This is a genomic window from Phyllobacterium zundukense (assembly GCF_002764115.1).
Lineage (GTDB): Bacteria > Pseudomonadota > Alphaproteobacteria > Rhizobiales > Rhizobiaceae > Phyllobacterium > Phyllobacterium zundukense.
On record NZ_CP017943.1, the window covers coordinates 348,933 to 368,597 of the forward strand.

The window sequence follows — 19,665 nt, forward strand, 5'->3', positions numbered from 1 at the left end:
ATCGCTGCAGTTACCTCTGTTATGGTGACCAATGTATTCGCCGCGCTGGTTTCACGATTTCAGGGACGGCCAAATGTCGTCGGTCCCGCGGTCTAAGTTTTGCAGCCGCGGCGGGACGAGCGTTGCCGCCAGAGCAGGGCTCTGTGTCCCCTCTTTTGCGTAGCACATGTTTCTCGAACGTAACGCCGCAAAAAAATTGACTGCCAGATGACTTTAATGCACTGGTTGCGTCGCGTTATTGCGAAGAAAAAGCGGAGCCTTCAATCAGGCTGTGCGGTGCGCAAGCTCGTGGGGCCCTATTTGTCGAAAAGCCAGCGCATGCAAGTTCCTAGCTGTTCCCGGCTCAGCGCACCGCTCGGGTCTGCATTTTTTTGCCGCTGACACCGTGCCAGCGTTCGAGCCTTGTTTGTTGCGGGCTGTGCCCATACTGGAGGCGGTAGCATTTCGAGAAATGGGATGCCGACAAACCGTAGGCAATCGCGGCGTCGATGATAAGTTTGTTGATGCTTCCACCAGCTGCCGCCCGCGGTTGAGACGCAATTTGACGTAATATTTGTGCGGAGAGGGTGCCGAGGAAACGCTTGAGGAGCGCCACGCCGAAATCGATAGCCGCGGTTTCCCCTGCGCAAAGGCGCAATATTTGATTTCCGGCGGGATCGTCTCGGTCAGCTCAATGACGAGCGCTCCGTCGAGATGGAGCGCTCGCCTTGAAAACCGCCCGGCGCGCTTCCAATCCTCAAGCGGATTGGATCGCGAAAGACGACGCCGACTTCCTCGAGAATGTCCATCGACGCATTGTGAATCCGCTCTATCTACGCGCCGTGACTCGAGGTTCGGAAGCCTTCGCTTCAACGTAGGAAGCATCTGGAATTTCGGGGTGGTGCTAAGGGTCTCCTCTGCCCGTTCTTGCCGCGTTGGGTTGCACGTTCGTAGCGCCTGTTCTCCCTACAATTTCTCTGGATGTGCGGAAAACTCGACGTCGCGCATGGCTCGACTAATGACCGAGCGTTTGGAATAACCAAATGCAAAAGTCTCACGCGGCAGTAACTATTAGGCTAGCGTGCGAGTCAACATCGCTTTGGGAGGTGAGGAACGTGGTTCGAAGATTTTACGACCTTCCGTCACTCACAGCACTCCCTGTGTTCGGCGCGTCTGCGCGCCACCTAAGTTTGAAGCTGGCGGCCAGTGAATTGAACGTGACGCCGGGCGATGTCAGCCGTCAAATCAATGCGATCGAAAACGAAGTGGGCGTGCCGCTGTTCCTTCGCCACGGCAGGGCGTGGCCCTCACTAGCGAAGACCAGATGGAACAATAAAACGCGAGCTTTCGGTCGCGGCGAGTGTGCTCCGCGATTGGCTGCGCGAGGGCTCAGCCAAACGACAGGATTGGTGAGCCGAGTTTCCGCGTGTCCGGTGTTACCCCAAGGCCTGGCCCTGTCGGGACCTTGATGCGGCCTCCTTCAATGCGAACCGGGTTCTCCTCATCGTAATGCCCTTCAGTGTACGGGGCGGCAATCCAAGAGCCTTCGAATCGGGAGGGAGCCACCGTAGCGCCGACATGCACGCAAGCCGCGGCGATGATGTCGCCACCCCACGCGTCATCGCATGTATGCGGAAGGCTTCGCGCATCGCAGATGTCGCGGACCGTCCTCAATGCCGAGATGCCTCCGACCCTCGTCAGCTTGATGCCGAAGCCATCGACCAATCCGCCGCAAACAGCCCGCATCACGCTGTTCACGTCTTCGGCGAGTTCGTCCATGTAGACCGGATGGCACAACTGGTGTCGGATCGCAGCGATCTCCTCCATCGTATTGCACGGCTGCTCCATGACCATAGAGATGTCCCGGCACCGATGGGACAGGAACATTGCGTCCCTGCTCGTGAGGCTGCGATTCGCATCCGCCGCGATCCGAATGCCTGGTTTCACAGCCTCGTTAACCTTGTGCAGCGTCTCGATATCTGCCTCGACATCGCGGCCGCCGATTTTGAGTTGAATGCGGGCATAGCCCTGCAGCTGGCGCTCGCGGGCTTCTGTCGCCATTTCATCAGGTGAAGCCGTCGTAATCGAATAGTAGGTCGGAATCGTGTCTCCGGTGGCCCCGCCGAGTAAATCGCATACCCGCCGATCGTAGCTTTTTCCGCAAATGTCCCACGCCGCGACATCAACGGCGGCCTTGGCGTATCTGCTGCCGTTCAACGCGGCACCCATGGTGCGGTTCAACTGCCCGATGTTGCGTGGATCGAGGCCGATCAGGCTGGGGCAGATTTCCTGCAGTGCCGCGCGAGCGCCTAACGTGTGTTGAGGTTGATACACCGGGCCAACGGGACACGTCTCTCCGTACCCGGTGATGCCCTGGTCTGTGATGAGTTCGACCACGGTGCTCTGCAGGAACGTCACCGTTGCGGACGCCATCTTATACCCGCCCGCAACGGGCAGATCGACATTATACACATTTATCCCGGTCAGCTTCATCGAAGTCTCCATCATTGCAGATGGGCCGAAACTATGGCGCGTCGAGGGGACGATGAAAGCTGAAATAAAATCACCTCACGGGTGACCTTTCTTCGATCGGTACGTTAGACTCGCTTGCCATATCAGACGAGGTCGCGGGGAATTTTCTCCGCCCATGACTTGCTGAAGATACGCTCGCCGCTTTCGAAAGCGTCGAAATCAACCTGTAGGTGGAAATCCGACTTGGTCGCGGTCAAGACCGTTCGCCCCTGCACCGCTGTCTGCCAAGCTCCGCGACCTAAATCGAACCGTTCATAGATCTCCGTGCGGGCTGTCGAGGGATCATTTTCGGCGACCGAATAGATCATATGCTTCTCGTGCCCAACGACCGTGCCGATAGGATCGAGACGCACTAAGCCACCGTCGGTCTTAACCGTAAGGCTGACCCGACTCGGCACCAGGTCGATCCGAATGAACCGCTCGAGACTTGAGGGCTTCAGCACCGTAGTCGCCATTGGCGCAGAAGCCTCAGGCGCGTCGAAGGCTGGTAGTTCGTCGTCACTGGGTTGAGGCATTCGGATCGGCAGATGCATCTGGCTAGCTTCCGCCTGTATCGTCAATGTGGCGCGCTCCGGCGCGGGAAGTGCGATGGGCCAATAGTTCGTTGAAATAGACAGCCGAATCCGGTGACCTGGCGGAAAGGTATACCCGACGTCGTTCATTGCAAGGCGGATGCGGTAAGATTTTCCAGCTTTCATAGGCTGCAGATCTTCGTGTCCATCGCGGTGCGACAGGTTGAGCAGCCCGTAGGTGACACGTGTGGCTTCACCTGATGGACTTAGATCGGAAAGACGTGCTGCGAGAATCGCGGTAGGCTTGTCGCAAGTGATCTCTAATTCAATGATAGGCGCACCCAGGATTGGTGCAGCCTCCGTCAAGGGCTCACTGTCAAAAATCAACGAGCCCCCATCGTCCCAGCGCTGATCCAGCGGATGCTCCGGACCAAGCCCACCAAGTCCATAGGGGCACCACTCGCCAGCCGCGATCCCAACCGACGCGGGTGAATTGATTTCAAGGGTGGCTTCAGGCAGCGGCTGCTGAGATAGTCTGCCGAGGCCCATGTGGTAAATCCGTGGCGACACGTAAGGAGACGGCCAGCTCGGGTCCGCGACCCAGTGCCCAGGCCGCTCATCGTAGTGGGCAGCAGGCTCCACCGAGTCGAGCATCCAGCTGCGCAGCATCGGTTCCTGCATAATGCCGGTATCCTTACCCTTCAACCAGTGATCCCACCAGCGCAGGCATTCCTGCAGGAATCCGATAGCGGGACCCGGGGCACCCACATGAGGATATTTATGACCCCACGGTCCAATCAGCCCTTTACGTGGTGCGTTCAGGTTCGCGAGAAGCCGGAATGGGACGCTGGAGAAGCCATCTGCCCACCCGCCGACCGCGAAAACTGCGCAATCAACTGCGTCGTAATCCTCGCAAACTGAACCCTGCTTCCAGAAGTCGTCTCGGCGCTGATGAGTGATCCAATCGATCATAGTGGGCCGCGCATTTTCCAGCCGCTGCATCCACATCGAGTGCCAGCGTTCCTCGCCGACAATCTCGGGGTCGGGTGACTGGGTCATCAATACAAAGCACGTTGTGCCCCAAGATAGTGTGTCATTGAGGACGCATCCGCCCATGTAATGCCCGTCATCGGAGTAGCGATCGTCGGTCGAGCAGAGTGTGACAATCGCCTTCAGGCCAGTGGGTCGGCGGGCGGCGACTTGCAAGGCGCTGAACCCGCCCCACGAGATACCGATCATCCCCACATTGCCGCTGCACCAAGCCTGTTGCCTGATCCATTCGATGGCCTCGACCGCATCGTCCTGCTCTTGCTTGACGTATTCATCCTCGAAAAGTCCCTCAGAATCGCCAGTGCCCCGAATGTCTAGACGGATGCTTGCGTATCCATGCGATGCGAAATAGCGGAATATGCTCTCGTCTCTCACAGGGCTGCCATCGCGTTTGCGGTAGGGAATGTAGTCGATAATCGCCGGAACCGGATCGGAAGCTGCGTCCTCAGGCAACCAGATTTTAGCCGCGAGACGGGTTCCGTCGGCAAGCGGAATCCATACGTTCTCCAAGAGCATAACGGGTCTCGGCCCCAGAGCAATTTTCATTGTTCACCATCCAGGCTTGCAAGTTTTGAATTTAGTCTGCCCGCCTCCAGCGGGACTTTCGTTGGGATATCGGCAAGTTACCCACTTAAAGGGTCCCAAGATCACAATGCTTGAGGCAACTTCGTTCGAAACTCAATGGCGGAATCGATGGAAAAAAAATCGCTCGCCGGTTGAGTTTATTTCGCTTTCAGGCGGAGAAACGGCTCCTATACTCGCCCGAAATCTAAAGCGACCTGTTCCGGATCGGAAATCGCTAAACAAAGGGGGATGAGACATGTTTGATATCAAAGAAAGCGTAAGCCGTCGCACCTTGCTCAAGGCTGGCGCCGCGCTAAGTGGGGGTATAGTCGCTGGCGGCATGCCGTTGTCGCAAGCTATCTGGGCAGCCGAAGGCAAGGTGCTAAGGGTGCGCTCCAATGGTGACCTCGGCAAACTAGATCCCTCCTTCCTAACGAAATCCGCAGAAGTGGACGTGATGAACTGCATTTATTCGAAGCTCACGCGCTACAAGCCGGGCTCCGAATGGGGCTGGGAGCTGGAGGCGGCAGAAAATATCGAACAGATCGATCCGACGCATATCCGCTTCCGCCTGAAGAAAGGCATCAAATTCACCGGCGGTTACGGCGAAATGACCGCCAAGGACGTCAAATTCTCATTCGAACGCGTGATCAAGCTTAACGGGTCAACCAAGCCCGACTGGGGTCCCTTCGACCATGTCGAGCTTGAGGACGACCATACTGGGGTGATCGTCCTAAAGACACCATATGTTCCACTTTGGCTCGTTTCGCTCTCCTATGGCGCAGGCCAAATCGTTTCCGAGAAAGCAGTAATGAAGGCAACCAAGGACGGGGGTGATTTCGGCATGAAGCCGCTGGCGTTCTCCGGACCCTATGTGCTCGCAGACTGGAAGCCGAATCAATATACACTCTTGACACGCAATCCGGAGTGGTCGGGTCCGAAGCCGGGCTTCGACGAAATTCGTATCCTGCCAGTTAGCGACCTCAAGGCCGCGGAACGTGCTTATCAGGCAGGCGATGTCGATTTCACGTATATCAGTCCGGATTCGCTTGCGAGCTTCGAGGGCAACCCGACCGCCGGCACAAGGGTCGAGAACAGACCCTCGCTCGGTTACACCTGGATAGGCATGAATATGGATCACCCGAAGCTCAAGGACCTCAACGTCCGCAAGGCGGTCCAATGGGCGATCAATGTTCCGCAGATCCTGGATGCTGCCTATGCGAGCCAAGCCCAGGTGGCGACAGGGACTGTTGCTCCCGGCCTTGTCGGGCACCGCGCGAAGGCGCTCGTTCCGCCGGAAGGCGATCTCGCAAAGGCAAAGGAATTTCTTGAAAAGGCCGGCGTGAGCGATTTGACCTTGAGCATCGATTGCATAAACGATAGCCAAAGTTTAACTATAGCCCAGACGGTGCAAGCACAGTTGTCTCAAATCGGCATTTCGGTCAACGTAAATGCTCGAGATCCAGGCACATTCTGGACGCTCGCCAATGAGCCGGACGGCGACCGCTGGAAGGATATGCAGCTTATCCTAAATGGTTTCTCGAGCCTGCCGGACCCGTACTACGCGTTGTGCTGGTTCGTCAAAGATCAAGTGGGTATCTGGAACTGGGAACGCTTCCGCAGCGAGCGTTTTGACGAGCTGGGCGCTAAGGCGGTTACGATCGACGACCCGGACGCGCGGGCGAAGCTGTACTACGAGATGCAGGATCTCATGGAAGACTCCGGCGCCTATCGGTTCCTGACCAATGGGGCGACGCCTATAGTGTACCGCACCACACAAATCGAAGCTACAACCCGCCCGGACGGCACCCCCCTCTATATCAATTTCAAGCCAGTTTCGGCGTGACTAAGGGTTAGGTCCGAAAGCATGTGGCTTTACCTTTGTAAAAGAGTTGTCACCGCGATCACAATTGTAGTGATCGCGGTGACGCTTGTGTTCCTGATGATCCATGCCGTGCCGGGTGACCCCGCCACGGCGCTACTCGGCCCACGCGCGACGCCGGAAATGAAGGCGCAACTCCATCAGCAGATGGGGTTGGACAAGCCGTTGATCGTGCAGATCGCTACCTTCTTCGGCGGGCTCGTCCGCGGCAATCTCGGTTTCGACGTGTTCAGCCAGAGGCCCGTGGCCGACATTGTCTTCGAGCAATTGCCCTATACGCTTGAGCTTATCCTGAGCTCAATCTTGTGGGCAGTCGCAGTTGCGGTGCCACTGGGCTGTTATTCAGCCATGAGACGCAATTCAATGACAGACCAAGTCATTGGTGTCTTATCGGTCGCCACAATCGCCATTCCTTCATTTGTGATAGCAGTCTACGCCCTGCTGATATTTGCTGTCGCGCTTCGCTGGCTGCCGGCGATCGGGGCCGGGGAGGGTTTTTATGGTAGAGTGGTTCACCTTATTCTACCGGCATTTGCCGTTGGAGTTGGCTGGATTGGCTATATCTCTCGACTGATTCGGGCATCCATGCTCGAGATTCTTAGTGAAAACCATATTCGTATGGCTCGCTCCTTTGGGATTCCGGAATGGCGCATCGTTATGCGTTACGCGCTGCCGCTGGCGATCCTGCCGACTGTGACCATTCTTGGCGTAGGCATAGCGTGGCTTCTCTCATCTGCCGTTTTCATCGAGGTGATTCTTGCAAGACCTGGAATCGGCGCTTTGATCGTGAATGCAGTCACTACGCGCAACTATCCGATAGTAATGGGGGTTGTCCTCGTCACTACCGTTCTTACCGTTGTCGGAACAACAATCTCGGATTTGGTCGCTGCAGCCCTCGATCCTCGAACTCGCGAGAACCTTTAGCATGTCGAGCGTTGAACTTATCCGTGACGAAGGGAACGAAGTGCCAAGCCCCGGCGCCTCTCTCACATTGCTTCGACAATTGCGCAAGAACTGTCTTGGCGTACTTGGGATCGCGCTGGTCGTTCTTGTGTTTGCGAGTGCAATCCTTGGTCCGTTCATTATTACCCATGATCCAATTCGGATCATGGTCGGGCCGCGTCTGGCAGATCCTTCGCTGGAGTTTCTGCTGGGCACGGATCACATGGGGCGCGACACATTCTCGCGCGTCCTCATGGGCGGCCGCGTCCCGCTTCTTGTCGCGTTCGTCTCCCTTGGCAGTTCACTGGCAGTCGGCCTCGTGCTTGGTCTCATCGCAGGGTTCGGGCCACGCTGGCTCGACAATTTGCTTCTGGTGGTCTTCGATACAATCCGCTCCTTTCCCGGCATCATCTTTGCACTGGCCGTAATTGGGTTACTTGGGCCCAGTCTGGGGAGCGTCATTTTTGTCATCGCAATAACGTCTATGCCTATTTACGCGCGTGTTGTGCGTACCCAGACAGAGGCACTTCGCCAGAGCGAGTACATCGCCGCGGAGCGCAGCATGGGGGCGGGGACGACCCGCATCCTCACCGTGCACGTGCTGCCCAATGTTATCGGCCCGCTCCTCATTCTGGTGAGCATGGACGTGCCGGCCGTTATTGCCGTAGAGGCCGGTCTTAGCTTTCTCGGCTTGGGTGTGCGTCCGCCGACGCCCGATTGGGGAGCGATCCTCAACGATGGCTATAACTACATCAATCAGACGCCATGGATGGTCATCGCTGGCGGTATTCCAATCGTTCTCGCAACGTTAGGCTTCACTTTTCTCGGCGAGGCGTTGCGCGACATTTTCGATCCCAAGCTGAGGAAAGATCTATGAGACGCGACGATTCGGTACCTCACACGTCTGCCCGTCCGCTTCTTGTGATCCGTGACCTAAACCTCGATTTTGGTACTCCGCGCGGTCGTATCCATGCTTTGCGTAACGTTTCTCTCGAAGTCCCAGACGCACAAGTGGTCGGTGTTGTCGGCGAAAGCGGATCGGGTAAGTCAACGCTCGCCTATACGGTGATGGGCCTGCTTTCAGAAAATGCAGATGTGACGGCCGGCAGCATTTTGTTTGAAGGACGAGAGTTGTTTAATATGACTGCTCAGATGCGCCGGAATCTCCTCGGCGATCGCATTTCGATGATATTCCAGGACCCGATGACCGCACTCAATCCGGTGCGGACCATCGAAAGTCAGATGATCGATGTCCAGCACCACGAACAAAAAAGTCGGAGCGAAAAGCGCGCAAATGCCATCAAAATGCTTCACCGGGTCGGAATTCCCGACCCGCAAAGCCGCATCGGCGGTTATCCACATCACTTCTCAGGTGGCATGCGCCAGCGCATCTGCATCGCTATGGCGTTACTTGTGAAACCTGCGCTCCTCATAGCCGACGAGCCAACCACTGCGCTCGATGCAACGTTGGAGGTGCAAATCATCCATCTACTCAAAGATCTGCAAAAGGAGATGGGTTGCTCGATTCTGTTCGTCTCCCATCATCTCGGAGCTGTGGCTGAGTTGTGCGACCGGGTCGTCGTCATGTACGCGGGCGAGGTGGTCGAGCAGGGGCCTGTACGGGAGATCTTTCACAATCCCGCTCATCCGTACACGCGGGCGCTGCTCGAGTGCGATCCTGGGCGGCTCAAACAAAGAACGCGGACCTTGCCGACAATCCCTGGCGAGGTGCCCAGTCTCCTCGGTTCTCACAGGGGGTGCATCTTCAGCTCGCGCTGCCCTCACTCATTTGACCGGTGTGTGCACGAGAATCCGGTGGAGTACAGCATCGGCACAGGACAGGTCGCGCGATGCCATCTGCTCGATGAAGAACGACAGGTGTCGGCATGAGTGCTCTTCTCCGCGTTCAGGACCTCGGCGTCCGCTTCCGGACTATGGGTCCGCTAACCGCGCTCGCCACCGGAACGGAAGCGCCCTTTCTCGATGCAGTATGCGGTGTGTCCTTTGAAATCCACAAGGGTGAGACACTGGCCCTTGTCGGCGAGAGCGGCTCAGGCAAATCCACCATCGCGCGTACGATCATCGGCCTGCAGCGGGCTGTAAGCGGCAGCATCAACTTCGATGGACAGGAACTCACGGGACTGAGTTCAGCCGAACGCAGGCCCTATTTGCGGCGCATGGCGATGATGTTTCAGGACCCTGTCGGTTCACTTTCACCCAGGCTGAAGGTGCAATCACTCCTGACCGAGCCTTTTCGCATCCATGGACTGAAGGATCGCGACGCCGCAGCTGAAGCAACGCGCCTGCTGCGCATGGTCGGCTTGCCCGCTGACTTCGCTCGCCGCTATCCCCATCAACTTTCCGGCGGTCAAGCGAGACGCGTTGGTATAGCGCGCGCCCTGGCGCTCAATCCTGACTTAATCATCGCCGACGAGCCGACGGCCGGTCTCGACGTCTCGGTACAAGGCGAGGTACTCAACCTTCTTGCGCGGCTTCAGGGTGAATTCGGCATCGCCATCCTTATTATCTCCCACAATCTCAATGTTGTGCGCCACATGACCGACCGCATGGCGATCATGTACCTCGGCCGCTTCATTGAAGTTGGCGCTACCGACGGTATCTTCGATCAGCCGCGTCACCCTTATACGGAGGCGCTGCTTGCGGCCAATCCGGAGCCTGACCCCGATGCAGTGCTCAACAGGATCGAACTCAAGGGTGAGATGCCGAGCTTGTTGAGACGTCCGTTAGGCTGTGAGTTCCACACGCGCTGCCGCTACGCGCAGGACATCTGCAGTCGCGTGCTCCCCGAGCCTTCAGCATGCCAAGAGAACGCGGAGCACAGCGTCAAATGTCATTTCCCGTTGGGAAGGAAGGGGGCGTCGCAACTGAAGCAGCTGGCACTTTCTGTCGTGGCACCAACGTCAATCAACGGTAGCCAATAGTGTGCCCCTATAGATGTCATCGCTCCACTTTAACGCTAGTGTGAAGGTTCTTTGACGCGACCACTACTGGATCGCTAGTCCGATCGTTTAAGCGGTACAGCTTCAGTTCACCCAAGACCGGATCTTTATTATTAAACAAAAGGCGTGGAGTTCAAATATGATTGCAGTCGTTGAGAACGAATGAACTCAAATGCCGGATGGACACAGATTGGCGGGCAGAATTTTGCTTCCCGTTCTGGAGCGCCAACCCTGCTATTTTTGAGTAACTAACCTATCGCAAGCGACCATGGCACCGAAGCGCGCGATGAGACGACGCATCGTGTTTTTGCTGAAGCGGGCGATAGGAGGCGCAGTTCGACGACGAGTATTTGTTCCGAGCGGGAATTTGAGGGAAGGTATGGCCTGGATTGCAGCACAGGAATGGTGCGACGGCGGCGTTGGAATGCTGGGCATCTAGTGGGGCGGTTTCAACGGTTTTGCAACTGGCTTATCGCCGTTCAGCTGCGCTGAAAGCGGTGATCAGCATGACCTCACCGTCGCCGCACCAAATGAAATAGAAATGTGGAAATCTAGAACCCTGGACGGTGAACTTTGAAAATTGAGTTGGGACCACGACCAATTACTGTAGTAGAGAACGTATGGATTCCACTTTCGGACGGGACGCGTCTGGCCGCTAAGGTTTGGCTACCCGAGGATGCCGATCACAATCCGGTGCCAGTACTGATGGACTACATCCCTTACCGCAAGCGTGAGAATACTAACGGGATGTACCCTTATTTGGCTTCCTATGGATATGCTTGTGTGCGGCCAGACATTCGTGGATCGGGAGATTCCGAAGGACGCCCCCAAGACGAGTATGCTAAACAGGAGCAGGACGACGGCGTCGAGATCATCGCTTGGCTCGCCAGGCAGCCCTGGTGTACCGGTAAGGTCGGTATGTTCGGGATCTCCTGGGGTGGCAATAGTGCACTGCAGGTGGCTGCCCGACGTCCACCTGAGCTCAAGGCGATCATAACGGTTTGCTCGTCTGACGACCTCTATCCCGAAGAGCCCTACACCGGCGGGTTACTCAACGATACTGTGTTCTTTGAGTGGGGGGTGCGTTGGCCCGCTTTTTGTGGACGTCCGCCCGATCCGGCAATCGTTGGGGAGCGCTGGCGCGACATGTGGATCGAGCGTCTCAATAACCTGGACTACTACCCCATAAACTGGATTGCCCACCAGCACCGCGACGCGTTTTGGAAGCATAGGTCGATCAGCGAAGACCACGGTGCCATTCAATGCGCCGTGTATGCCGTGGGTGGTTGGAACGATATTTATTACCGCGCGATACCGCGCATGCTCGCTAACCTCAAATGCCCGCGCAAAGGGCTGATCGGCCCGTGGGGGCACCAACATCCAAACAATGGCGACCCGGGGCCGGCGATAGACTGGCTCACCGAAGCGCTGCGTTGGTGGGATCACTGGCTTAAGGATATTGATACGGGCATCATGACCGAGCCGATGTACCGGGTGTGGATGCAGCAAGAGTCGACAATGCGCGGCATACACCAGAGTCCCGGCTGTTGGGTGGCCGAGGATAGCTGGCCGTCCCCGCGCATCAAGCCGCACCAACTCTATCTCACTAACCACGGACTGGAGAGCGATGCCGGCGCTGAATCGGCACATGTTCTCAACCCTTTGCAAACGGTGGGAATAACGGCGCCTCGTCGGCATTGGAGAGACATCGACACGGAGGCGCCCACCGATCAGCGAATTGACGACGCTCGCTCACTGACATTCGATTCCGAGCCGCTTGAGGGAAATCTCGAAATTCTCGGTCAGCCGGCAGTCACTATCGAACTAGCGGTCGATAAGCCGGTTGCGTTTCTGGCCGTTCGGCTCAACGAGGTCGAGCCGGACGGCCTATCGAAACGAATCACTTATGGTGTGCTGAATCTGACGCACCGGGATAGCGATGAGTTTCCTGAACCACTGGAGCCCGGCAAACGTTACCGCATTCGCATGCCGCTGCAGGATTGTGCCCATGTTTTCAAAACGGGCAGGCGCATCCGTGTTGCAGTATCAACCACGTATTGGCCGGCGTTTTGGCCGTCGCCAGAACCGGTGACGCTGACAGTTTATGCCGGTCGGTCCGAACTCGAACTGCCGGTACGACCGCCGCGCGCCGAGGACGGGAATTTGAAGCCCTTCGGCCCGGCATTTGTGCCGGCACCCACCTCCGGACGAACGGTGTTACAGGAAGCGCCAGCGCCAACCCGAGTCTCTGAATGGGATGCTGCAACGAGCAAACTTACCATCCGCACCGCCTGGGACGGCGGACAATACAGGATTGAAGCGATCGGCACAGAAGTGGGGTCGATAACAAGCGAGGTGGTTGAAATACTTGACCAGGATCCGACCAGCGCTAACGTCCAAACGCAGTATATTGAGACGCTGAAACGCGGCGACTGGAACGTCCGCGTCGAGAGTAGCCTGCGTATGAGCTTGACCAAGGACAGCTTTTTGCTTGTGGGTCAGCTTAGGGCGCTAGACCACGACGCCGAAATCTTTACGAGGACCTGGAATCGTACGATCCCGCGCATGCTTGTCTGATATTTATCTCGGCTGTCGGAATAAGACAGTCCGAATGATCCACAATGGGTGGATAGACACCGATCTAAACGTCAAGTTCATCGAGAGTATGCCTGACCCGGTGGGTTTCCGTCGGACGATAGGTAAAATACGTCCTGTCGGACGAACTGGAAAGCCGGAAGAGGTCGCGAGCCTGGTTGTGTGGTTGGCTTCTTCCGAATCCTCCTTCGTCACAGGTCAGGTTTGACAGTTGACGGAGGCCGTATGGCGAAACTGAGCTTGCCACAGTAGATCAAGCTGAATTTGGCAGATGGCGGTGAGACGATGCTCGGTCCAAAGAAGACCGTCGGGTTTTCATGAGCGGATACGGCGGTCGCTAAAGGTGCTGAACCCCTTCGAGAAGACGTGCATGAGCGGAGACATCGTCATTCTAAGGCAGGATGTTTTATGGAGCGCCTGATCTGGACTGCGATTGAGTTTTCAAGAACTGACGATTGAGTTTTTTGCAGAGCCTAAATCGTTGAGTTTTAAAGAGTGCAAGTGTAGAAATCGTAGTAGAATGAAAGCAACAAGGGCGTACGATTGCGTATTTCTCATGAATAACGCTGTTCTGCGTTTGAGTATTTATTGGAAGTTATTTCGTGGAGACGATAGATGGTATCAAATGTTTCTCTGGACCAGCGCCGGAAGGAAGCTATCCCGGTAGGAGTCTCTTGTTCTTTTCCGATTTACGCGGATCGCGCACGGAATGCTGAGCTATGGGACGTGGAAGGACGGCGTTACATTGATTTTGTGGGCGGAATGGGTGCCTTGGCGGTGGGGCACTCTCACCCGGACATTATCGGTGCCGTTCAGGCCCAGCTCGATAGATTCAGCCACACATTCTTCGGCACCGCTCCTTATGAAAGTTACATCGCCCTGGCCGAGCGCCTGAACGAGTGCTGCAAGGTCGGAGGGCAAGCCAAGACGCTCCTCGTTACCACTGGAGCCGAGGCGGTCGAGAACGCTGTCAAAATCGCCCGCGCGTACACCAAGCGCCGGGGTATCGTTGTCTTCGGGGGCGGCTTTCACGGTCGCACGCTGCTCACGATGGCCATGACGGGAAAGGTGAACCCTTATAAGCAGTCATTCGGACCCTTCCCTGGAGATATCTATCGCGCGCCGTTTCCCGAGCCGTTCCGGGGAATCAGTGCCGAGCAGTGCCTTGCAGCGTTGGAAACCCTCTTTGAAACCGAAATAGAGGCGGCGGCCGTGGCGGCGTTCGTGATTGAGCCGCTTCAGGGTGAAGGTGGTTTCATCCCGGCTCCTGCCGAGTTCATGAAAGGCATCCGGAGACTTTGCGATAGCCACGGAATCGTCCTCGTCGCTGACGAAGTCCAGTCCGGCTTCGGACGAACCGGCCGTCTCTTTGCGGTGGAACACTTCGGCATCGAGCCTGACCTTATTGCCATGGGCAAGAGCTTGGGAGCAGGCCTTCCGATTGCCGCCGTCGTCGGCAAGTCGGAAGTAATGGATTCCGTCGGCGTCGGTGGGTTGGGCGGTACATATGCCGGAAACCCGCTCGCCTGCGCCGCGGCACTTGCCGTGCTTGATGTACTCGAAAAAGAAAACCTCCTTGTTCGCGCCCAGGAGATCGGTGCTCGTTTTGAACACGGCTTCCACCGTATGCAGAAGAAGAGAAATCACTCTGTGATCGGCGACGTTCGGGGCCTTGGCGCGATGATCGGCGTTGAATTGGTCGAAGACAACGCCGCGCGTACACCCGCTCGCTCGTTGACCGCCAAAGTGATCAAGGAAGCGGCAAGTCGCGGATTGCTTCTTGCGTCGGCAGGCCGTCACTTCAACGTTATCCGGCTCTTGGTTCCCTTGACCACGCCGGACGATCTCATCGACGAAGCCTTGGAGATCATCGATCAATCGATTGGCTTCATCGTTGACGACGATCTTGGTTCCAGGAACTCGGCGTTCGCTCAAGACGGATGAGGGAGCCATGATCTACGAAAGTCTATCCGAGGCATTTCACTTAATGAATTTCTGCCTGACTTTGGCTTAGTTGCCGGAAAAAGGAGAGAGCCGAGACGACTTGCGCCGGAACCATACCTGGCTTTCAAGCCGAAGGTGGCGCTTGCAGCCAACAGCGGCGAGCAGACGCTGGTAGAACTGTCCCAGCAGTTCGATGTGCACGTCAACCAGACCAAGCAGTGGAAAGACCAGCTCCTTGAGGCGGAGACAGGCGTGTTTGGCGATGAAGCTAAAGCAGAACCGGCAGGTCCGACCGTCGATGTCAAAACGCTTCAATGCCAAGATCGGAGAACTGACGTTAAAGAATGTTTTATCCGATGCGCTCGGCATCTTCAATACGGACCAGGGTCGCAGTTCACGTCCATCGACGGTCGCGGCGCATGGCGCGACAATGTCTTCGTCGAGCGGCTCTGGCGGTCGATCAAATATGAGGAGGCTTATCTGCACGGCTACAACAGCGTGCCGGAGGCCCGAGCTTGGATCGGCCGGTATCTCCGTTATTATAATACCCCACACCCACATTCATCCCTTGTGACCTGCTCCCGCCAACTTAACTGGAATTTTCCAATAATGCCCCGGTTACGGGCTGAGGAGAATTCGATGAAGAAGACGAAGTTCACAGAAGCGCAGATCGCCTTCATTCTGAAGCAGGCAGAAGACGGTGTTGCCGTGGCGGAGGTCTGCCGCAAGGCCGGGATTTCCGACGCGACATTTTCCAACTGGCGCAAGAAATATGCGGGCCTGATGCCATCGGAGATGCGACGGTTGCGGCAGCTTGAGGGCTTGAGGAGGAGAACGTCAAGCTGAAACGGATCGTTGCCGATCTCAGTCTCGACAAGGCCATGCTGCGGGATGTTCTATCAAAAAAGCTGTGAGGCCTGCGCGCAAGCGCCAGCTTGTCGACGAGATGCGATCGGTCTGGAAGGTGTCGACGCGTCGCGCCTGTTCGACGCTGAAGGTGGATCGGGTGCCCTTTAGGTCTACGTGGCGAGCAGGCTGACCTCAAGGCCAGGATCAAGGAGGTCGCCGAGACGCGGATGCGTTATGGCTATCGGCGCATTCATGTGCTGTTGCGGCGCCAAGCTGCGGGAGGATCGCAGTGAAGCGGTCCGGCACAACGAAACCTGGGCCATGGACTTCGTGCATGACGAACTCGCCACGGATCGCAAAATCTGGGTGCTGACCATCGTCGACACCTTCTCGCGCTATTCGCCCGCCTTGATCGGGATGCGATCCCGTGGGGTATTTTGGGTTCTGCCGAGCACGATGAACAATATCCTGAGCGGCCGGTTTGTGAAGTGCCTGGCGGCTGAAGATCCATGGCCTCTCCTGTAGAAGGCGGACGCCCTCGATCTCGCCCGCTTCGGCAGCAATTCTAAGGGTCTTTGGCGTAATGCCAAGTAGCTTCGCCGCCTTTCCCAGATTGAGCCAGGGTTCGCTGCCGTCCGCCTGCGGACGAAAGACCGGGATCTTGCGATATGACCTGAGTGCCGTGACACGCTCCCTTGTCCAGCGGTTGCCATTGCCGGTGGTCAATCCATTGCGATTGAGTATCCCTGCGATCACATCGTCATTGGCGATGCGAACGAGCTGCCACACCGCCTCGACGATGTCATCGGGCGTAGCGTTTCGTTGTCCTCGACGTCGTTTCGGCAATCGAAGTTCGGTGTGGACTCCACCAACCCAGTGAATGACCAGCACGATCTCTGAGGGTGCATCATCGAGATCGGCGACTACTTCATGAATGAGCGTGCGCACGATGCGCTTTTTGAGCCTTGCATCGGTCGACGGCGCTAACCAGACGGCACGAAGATTCCCTGCAAGGTCGACCATCTCCGATGTAGAATAAGATGACGTTTGTGGCACTGCGGCCTGGTGGGTGACAATCTTGTTCTCAATCTCACCGACGCGTTGAGGGCCTTGTTCCAGCGCGCTTCAAGCTCCGACGTCACCAGCCGGTTCTCGGGATCAGCTGCGTCATATTGTCGGAAAGCGCGATCGGCGGCATAGCGTGCCCGCCGCAAGGTCCCGTTGCAGAACCTCTTGGACCTGGTCACGCCGGCTGGCAATATTACGCTCCGCCTCGACCGAGGCAGCGATGGCTCCCGGTCCTACGACACCGAGCAGCGCCTCTTCGATCGCGTCATCAACCCGCAGACCGCCGAAGGCGATACAGCGTGGTTCGCCATTATCGAGCAGGCCACGCCAGCACGAATAGCGCGGAATGTTGTGTTTGTTGCCTGTATAACGGACCGTCAGCTTCCGACCACACCGTTTGCAGCGGAAAAGGCCAGCTAGCAGAGCGTCGCCATGCTTCGGTACTCCGTGATGATGGCTTGTAGGGACATTCTCGCTAACCATCTTGCGGATATCCTCCGCCCGTTCCCAACTGACATAGCCTTCGTGCGAATCGGGAATCAGGTCAAGCCATTCATCGCGCGCCTTGCGACGAATTCCAGATCGGCTGCCGCCGTATCCCAACACAGAACGACTCTTACCATAAGCATAAGCGCCGCCGTAGACCGGGTTCACGATCATAATTGGGCCTGCGCCAGACAACATCACCATTAGCGTGCCTGACAGGCAGATCCAGTCCGTGTTCGAGGAACCACAGTAGGGCCTGGCGTGCACTGCCGAGTTCGGCAACCTTGTTGAAGACGAGTACAATGGCTTCCTGAACGCGATGATCGGGATCCTTCTCGATCAGGTCGCCCACCTTCTGGAAACCGTCAGGAACAGTGACAACAAGCTCGCCACGGCGGGCCTTCTCGTAGCGCACAGAAAGGGAACGCTGGCGCAAAAGATCGAGCTCATATTCGTTGAGGCTACCCTTCAGCCCCAAAAGCAGGCGGTCATTACCCTGACGCGGCGCGTAGACTGCTTCCTGGTCAATCAGGACGGTATCAACGACGCGACACATCTCAATGAGTTGTTGCCAATCGCGGCTGTTGCGAGCAAAGCGAGACACTTCGCGTGCCGCAACTGCTCCTACCTTGCCAAGACAGACCTCGGCAACCATTCGGTCGAAGCCAGCGCGGGTCACGCCGCCGGCCGCTGAGCAGCCAAGATCGTCATCAACCGTTTCAATATCCGACCAGCCAAGTGCCTTCAGGCGATCGCGCACGGCATATTGTAGCACGCTGCTTTCGCGATTGTGTAGAACCTGATGGACCGACGATTGCCGGACATACAAAATGGCTTTGCGCTCACGATGGTGGGAACCGATCTTCTCATGCATCATGGCTGGCCTCCATCGACTGGGAAGCGCTCACGTCGTTTGCGTAATCGACGAACAGGCGCACCATGAGCGCAGTCAGCGTCTGGCGTGTTCCTTCCGGGAAGTCCTGCCATTGCGGCATCGCCGGCGTCTTCCCCCTGTACGGATCTGAGAACAGATCGAATTGATATATCATGAACTGGCGTGGCAGGGACATCTCCCCGACTCGCTTCGTGAGAGCTCAATGCTGCGCTTATCTTCGCGTCTTGTGAGGAGCCTGCTTCTTCAAGCAACCTGACCAATGCGAATATGCTGGCGAGTTCGACATGGGGGACCAACATGGTCAGCCACCGCGCGCTTAGTGAGCGATCGAACATCCACTCCGGAACTTCAAGCAATCGACCCGATGCTGTCCCGGAAAGGCTGCACCGGAACACTGCCATTCCCTTGTCCAGCACTGCATGGATATGGACAAGCTGTCCGCTCCAGGGATGCCACGGATAGAGAAGCTCGCGAAGCTCCGTCCCGTGGGTGTTTTGTTGTCGTGTTGTACAACGAAGAACGGCCTCATGGTGCAATCGGCAATAAGGTGCCGATCTCGCTAATGAATTCGGGAAGTGCAACCAGCCCGCCTCCCTGAATGAAGCCGGAAAACTCTAGCTTCCGCTGGTCCAGAGTGTGGGGGCGGTTCAGTCCAGAGTGTGGGGGCGGTTCATAACCCCGGAAAATTCCAGCTCCGGGTGGCCTAAAGACGGGTAGCACGTCACTCGCCGAACTTCGCCTGGTGTTCGGGCAATTTGAGGATTCTTTGCATCTGCACGAGCACTATGTCGAGGCGAATGCATCTCTCATCGAGGCTGTCGAGACTAATGATAAGCCCGCAGCAGTTCTGTAATTAGAGGCATATTTCCAAATGCGTTGCGCCCGGCTTCCGACTCGGCACATTGACCGTCCCAACGGCCTATATTGCTCAAGCTGAGCTCCTCCTGCACGCCTCCACCTGGTTTGTGGCTCCCATGTTGAGCGAGGCAGTGGTGCGGCTGATTGAAAGCGGAAAGCTGGAAGAACTTCTGCGTGAGCGGCGGCGGCAGGCGCTGGAGCGTTGCCGCGTGTTCCTGGATGTGTTCCCCGAAGCTCCGAAACTTCAGTTTCCAGCCTTTTACGCATGGTTGCCATTGCCGCCAAAGTGGTCCGCACATCAGTTTGCCGCCGCTGCGCGGGGTCGCGGCATACTTGTAACCCCGCCCATCGCCTCCGCGGTGGGAGAGGCTGATCCCGGTGCAGTCCGCATCTGCCTTGGCGCGCCGAAAGATCTTAGAGAACTCACCGATGTGCTTCAGATTTTGCGCGAGATCCTGGGTCGCCACCCAGTAAACGTCGTTTCTGTCGCATAGCTGGAGCTATGTTTCCGGCCACGTCCGAGTGACTGCGGTGATTGTTGGCAGCGGT

13 protein-coding genes and 5 pseudogenes are annotated in these 19,665 nt (G+C 57.0%); 12 read left to right on the forward strand and 6 right to left on the reverse strand.

Annotated features, from left to right (window positions below; genetic code table 11):
• Positions 1 to 343: 343 nt before the first annotated feature.
• Entirely contained in the window at positions 344 to 637 is a 294-nt protein-coding gene (locus BLM14_RS31360; RefSeq protein ID WP_157929623.1) for a helix-turn-helix transcriptional regulator, read from the reverse strand.
• Positions 638 to 1,022: 385 nt separating this feature from the next.
• Between BLM14_RS31360 and BLM14_RS32840 the strand changes: the two genes are divergently transcribed.
• Positions 1,023 to 1,448 (forward strand): LysR family transcriptional regulator, encoded by a 426-nt coding sequence (locus BLM14_RS32840; RefSeq protein WP_418314276.1) that lies wholly within the window; start codon positions 1,023 to 1,025, stop codon positions 1,446 to 1,448.
• Here the strand turns inward: BLM14_RS32840 and BLM14_RS27335 are convergent.
• Both BLM14_RS27335 and BLM14_RS27340 read right to left on the reverse strand, forming a co-directional pair.
• Complete coding sequence (locus BLM14_RS27335) at positions 1,369 to 2,472, reverse strand: mandelate racemase/muconate lactonizing enzyme family protein (protein WP_162293263.1); 1,104 nt, start codon at positions 2,470 to 2,472, stop codon at positions 1,369 to 1,371. The two genes, BLM14_RS32840 and BLM14_RS27335, sit on opposite strands and share 80 nt — an antisense overlap.
• 122 nt (positions 2,473 to 2,594) lie before the next feature.
• Positions 2,595 to 4,619, reverse strand: a complete 2,025-nt coding sequence (locus BLM14_RS27340) for a CocE/NonD family hydrolase (RefSeq protein ID WP_100003207.1) — start codon at positions 4,617 to 4,619, stop codon at positions 2,595 to 2,597.
• Positions 4,620 to 4,893: 274 nt separating this feature from the next.
• On the opposite strand from BLM14_RS27340, the gene BLM14_RS27345 reads away from it, so the two are divergent.
• The 8 genes and pseudogenes from BLM14_RS27345 (at position 4,894) to gabT (ending at position 14,960) form a co-directional block, all read left to right on the forward strand.
• Positions 4,894 to 6,483, forward strand: a complete 1,590-nt coding sequence (locus BLM14_RS27345) for an ABC transporter substrate-binding protein (protein ID WP_100003208.1) — start codon at positions 4,894 to 4,896, stop codon at positions 6,481 to 6,483.
• 21 nt (positions 6,484 to 6,504) lie between these two features.
• On the forward strand, positions 6,505 to 7,443 hold the full coding sequence (locus tag BLM14_RS27350; RefSeq protein ID WP_100003209.1) for an ABC transporter permease: 939 nt from the start codon (positions 6,505 to 6,507) through the stop codon (positions 7,441 to 7,443).
• Between the two features lies 1 nt (position 7,444).
• Positions 7,445 to 8,338, forward strand: coding sequence for an ABC transporter permease (locus BLM14_RS27355; protein WP_100003210.1), 894 nt, complete (start codon positions 7,445 to 7,447; stop codon positions 8,336 to 8,338).
• Positions 8,335 to 9,351 carry an ABC transporter ATP-binding protein gene (locus BLM14_RS27360; RefSeq protein ID WP_100003211.1) on the forward strand — a complete coding sequence of 339 codons (1,017 nt, stop codon included), beginning with the start codon at positions 8,335 to 8,337 and terminating at the stop codon, positions 9,349 to 9,351. The genes BLM14_RS27355 and BLM14_RS27360 overlap by 4 nt, the downstream gene beginning before the upstream one ends.
• Complete coding sequence (locus BLM14_RS27365; RefSeq protein WP_100003212.1) at positions 9,348 to 10,403, forward strand: ABC transporter ATP-binding protein; 1,056 nt, start codon at positions 9,348 to 9,350, stop codon at positions 10,401 to 10,403. Before BLM14_RS27360 ends, BLM14_RS27365 begins: the two co-directional genes overlap by 4 nt.
• A 591-nt stretch (positions 10,404 to 10,994) precedes the next feature.
• Entirely contained in the window at positions 10,995 to 12,998 is a 2,004-nt protein-coding gene (locus BLM14_RS27370) for a CocE/NonD family hydrolase (protein WP_100003213.1), read from the forward strand.
• A gap of 46 nt (positions 12,999 to 13,044) precedes the next feature.
• Positions 13,045 to 13,268: pseudogene (locus tag BLM14_RS27375) on the forward strand (SDR family oxidoreductase); the annotation flags it as partial.
• Positions 13,269 to 13,631: 363 nt separating this feature from the next.
• Positions 13,632 to 14,960, forward strand: coding sequence for a 4-aminobutyrate--2-oxoglutarate transaminase (gabT, locus tag BLM14_RS27380; RefSeq protein ID WP_100003214.1), 1,329 nt, complete (start codon positions 13,632 to 13,634; stop codon positions 14,958 to 14,960).
• Between the two features lie 66 nt (positions 14,961 to 15,026).
• On the opposite strand, the gene BLM14_RS32845 is transcribed toward gabT, so the two are convergent.
• The gene (locus BLM14_RS32845) at positions 15,027 to 15,275 is read right to left on the reverse strand and encodes a hypothetical protein (RefSeq protein ID WP_418314277.1); all 249 of its coding nucleotides are present in this window, start codon (positions 15,273 to 15,275) and stop codon (positions 15,027 to 15,029) included.
• A 52-nt stretch (positions 15,276 to 15,327) separates the two neighbouring features.
• On the opposite strand from BLM14_RS32845, the pseudogene BLM14_RS32850 reads away from it, so the two are divergent.
• Positions 15,328 to 15,530, forward strand: a pseudogene (locus tag BLM14_RS32850) (integrase core domain-containing protein); the annotation flags it as partial.
• A 69-nt stretch (positions 15,531 to 15,599) separates the two neighbouring features.
• Positions 15,600 to 16,220: pseudogene (locus tag BLM14_RS32240) on the forward strand (transposase); the annotation flags it as partial.
• On the opposite strand, the pseudogene BLM14_RS27395 reads toward BLM14_RS32240, so the two are convergent.
• Positions 16,218 to 18,240 (reverse strand): annotated as a pseudogene (locus BLM14_RS27395) (recombinase family protein); the annotation flags it as partial. The pseudogenes BLM14_RS32240 and BLM14_RS27395 sit on opposite strands and share 3 nt — an antisense overlap.
• Positions 18,230 to 18,433, reverse strand: a complete 204-nt coding sequence (locus tag BLM14_RS27400; RefSeq protein WP_237143690.1) for a hypothetical protein — start codon at positions 18,431 to 18,433, stop codon at positions 18,230 to 18,232. The gene BLM14_RS27400 and the pseudogene BLM14_RS27395, both read right to left, overlap by 11 nt.
• A 691-nt stretch (positions 18,434 to 19,124) precedes the next feature.
• Between BLM14_RS27400 and BLM14_RS27405 the strand changes: the two are divergent.
• A pseudogene (locus tag BLM14_RS27405) lies at positions 19,125 to 19,610 on the forward strand (aminotransferase class I/II-fold pyridoxal phosphate-dependent enzyme); the annotation flags it as partial.
• Positions 19,611 to 19,665 lie beyond the last annotated feature (55 nt).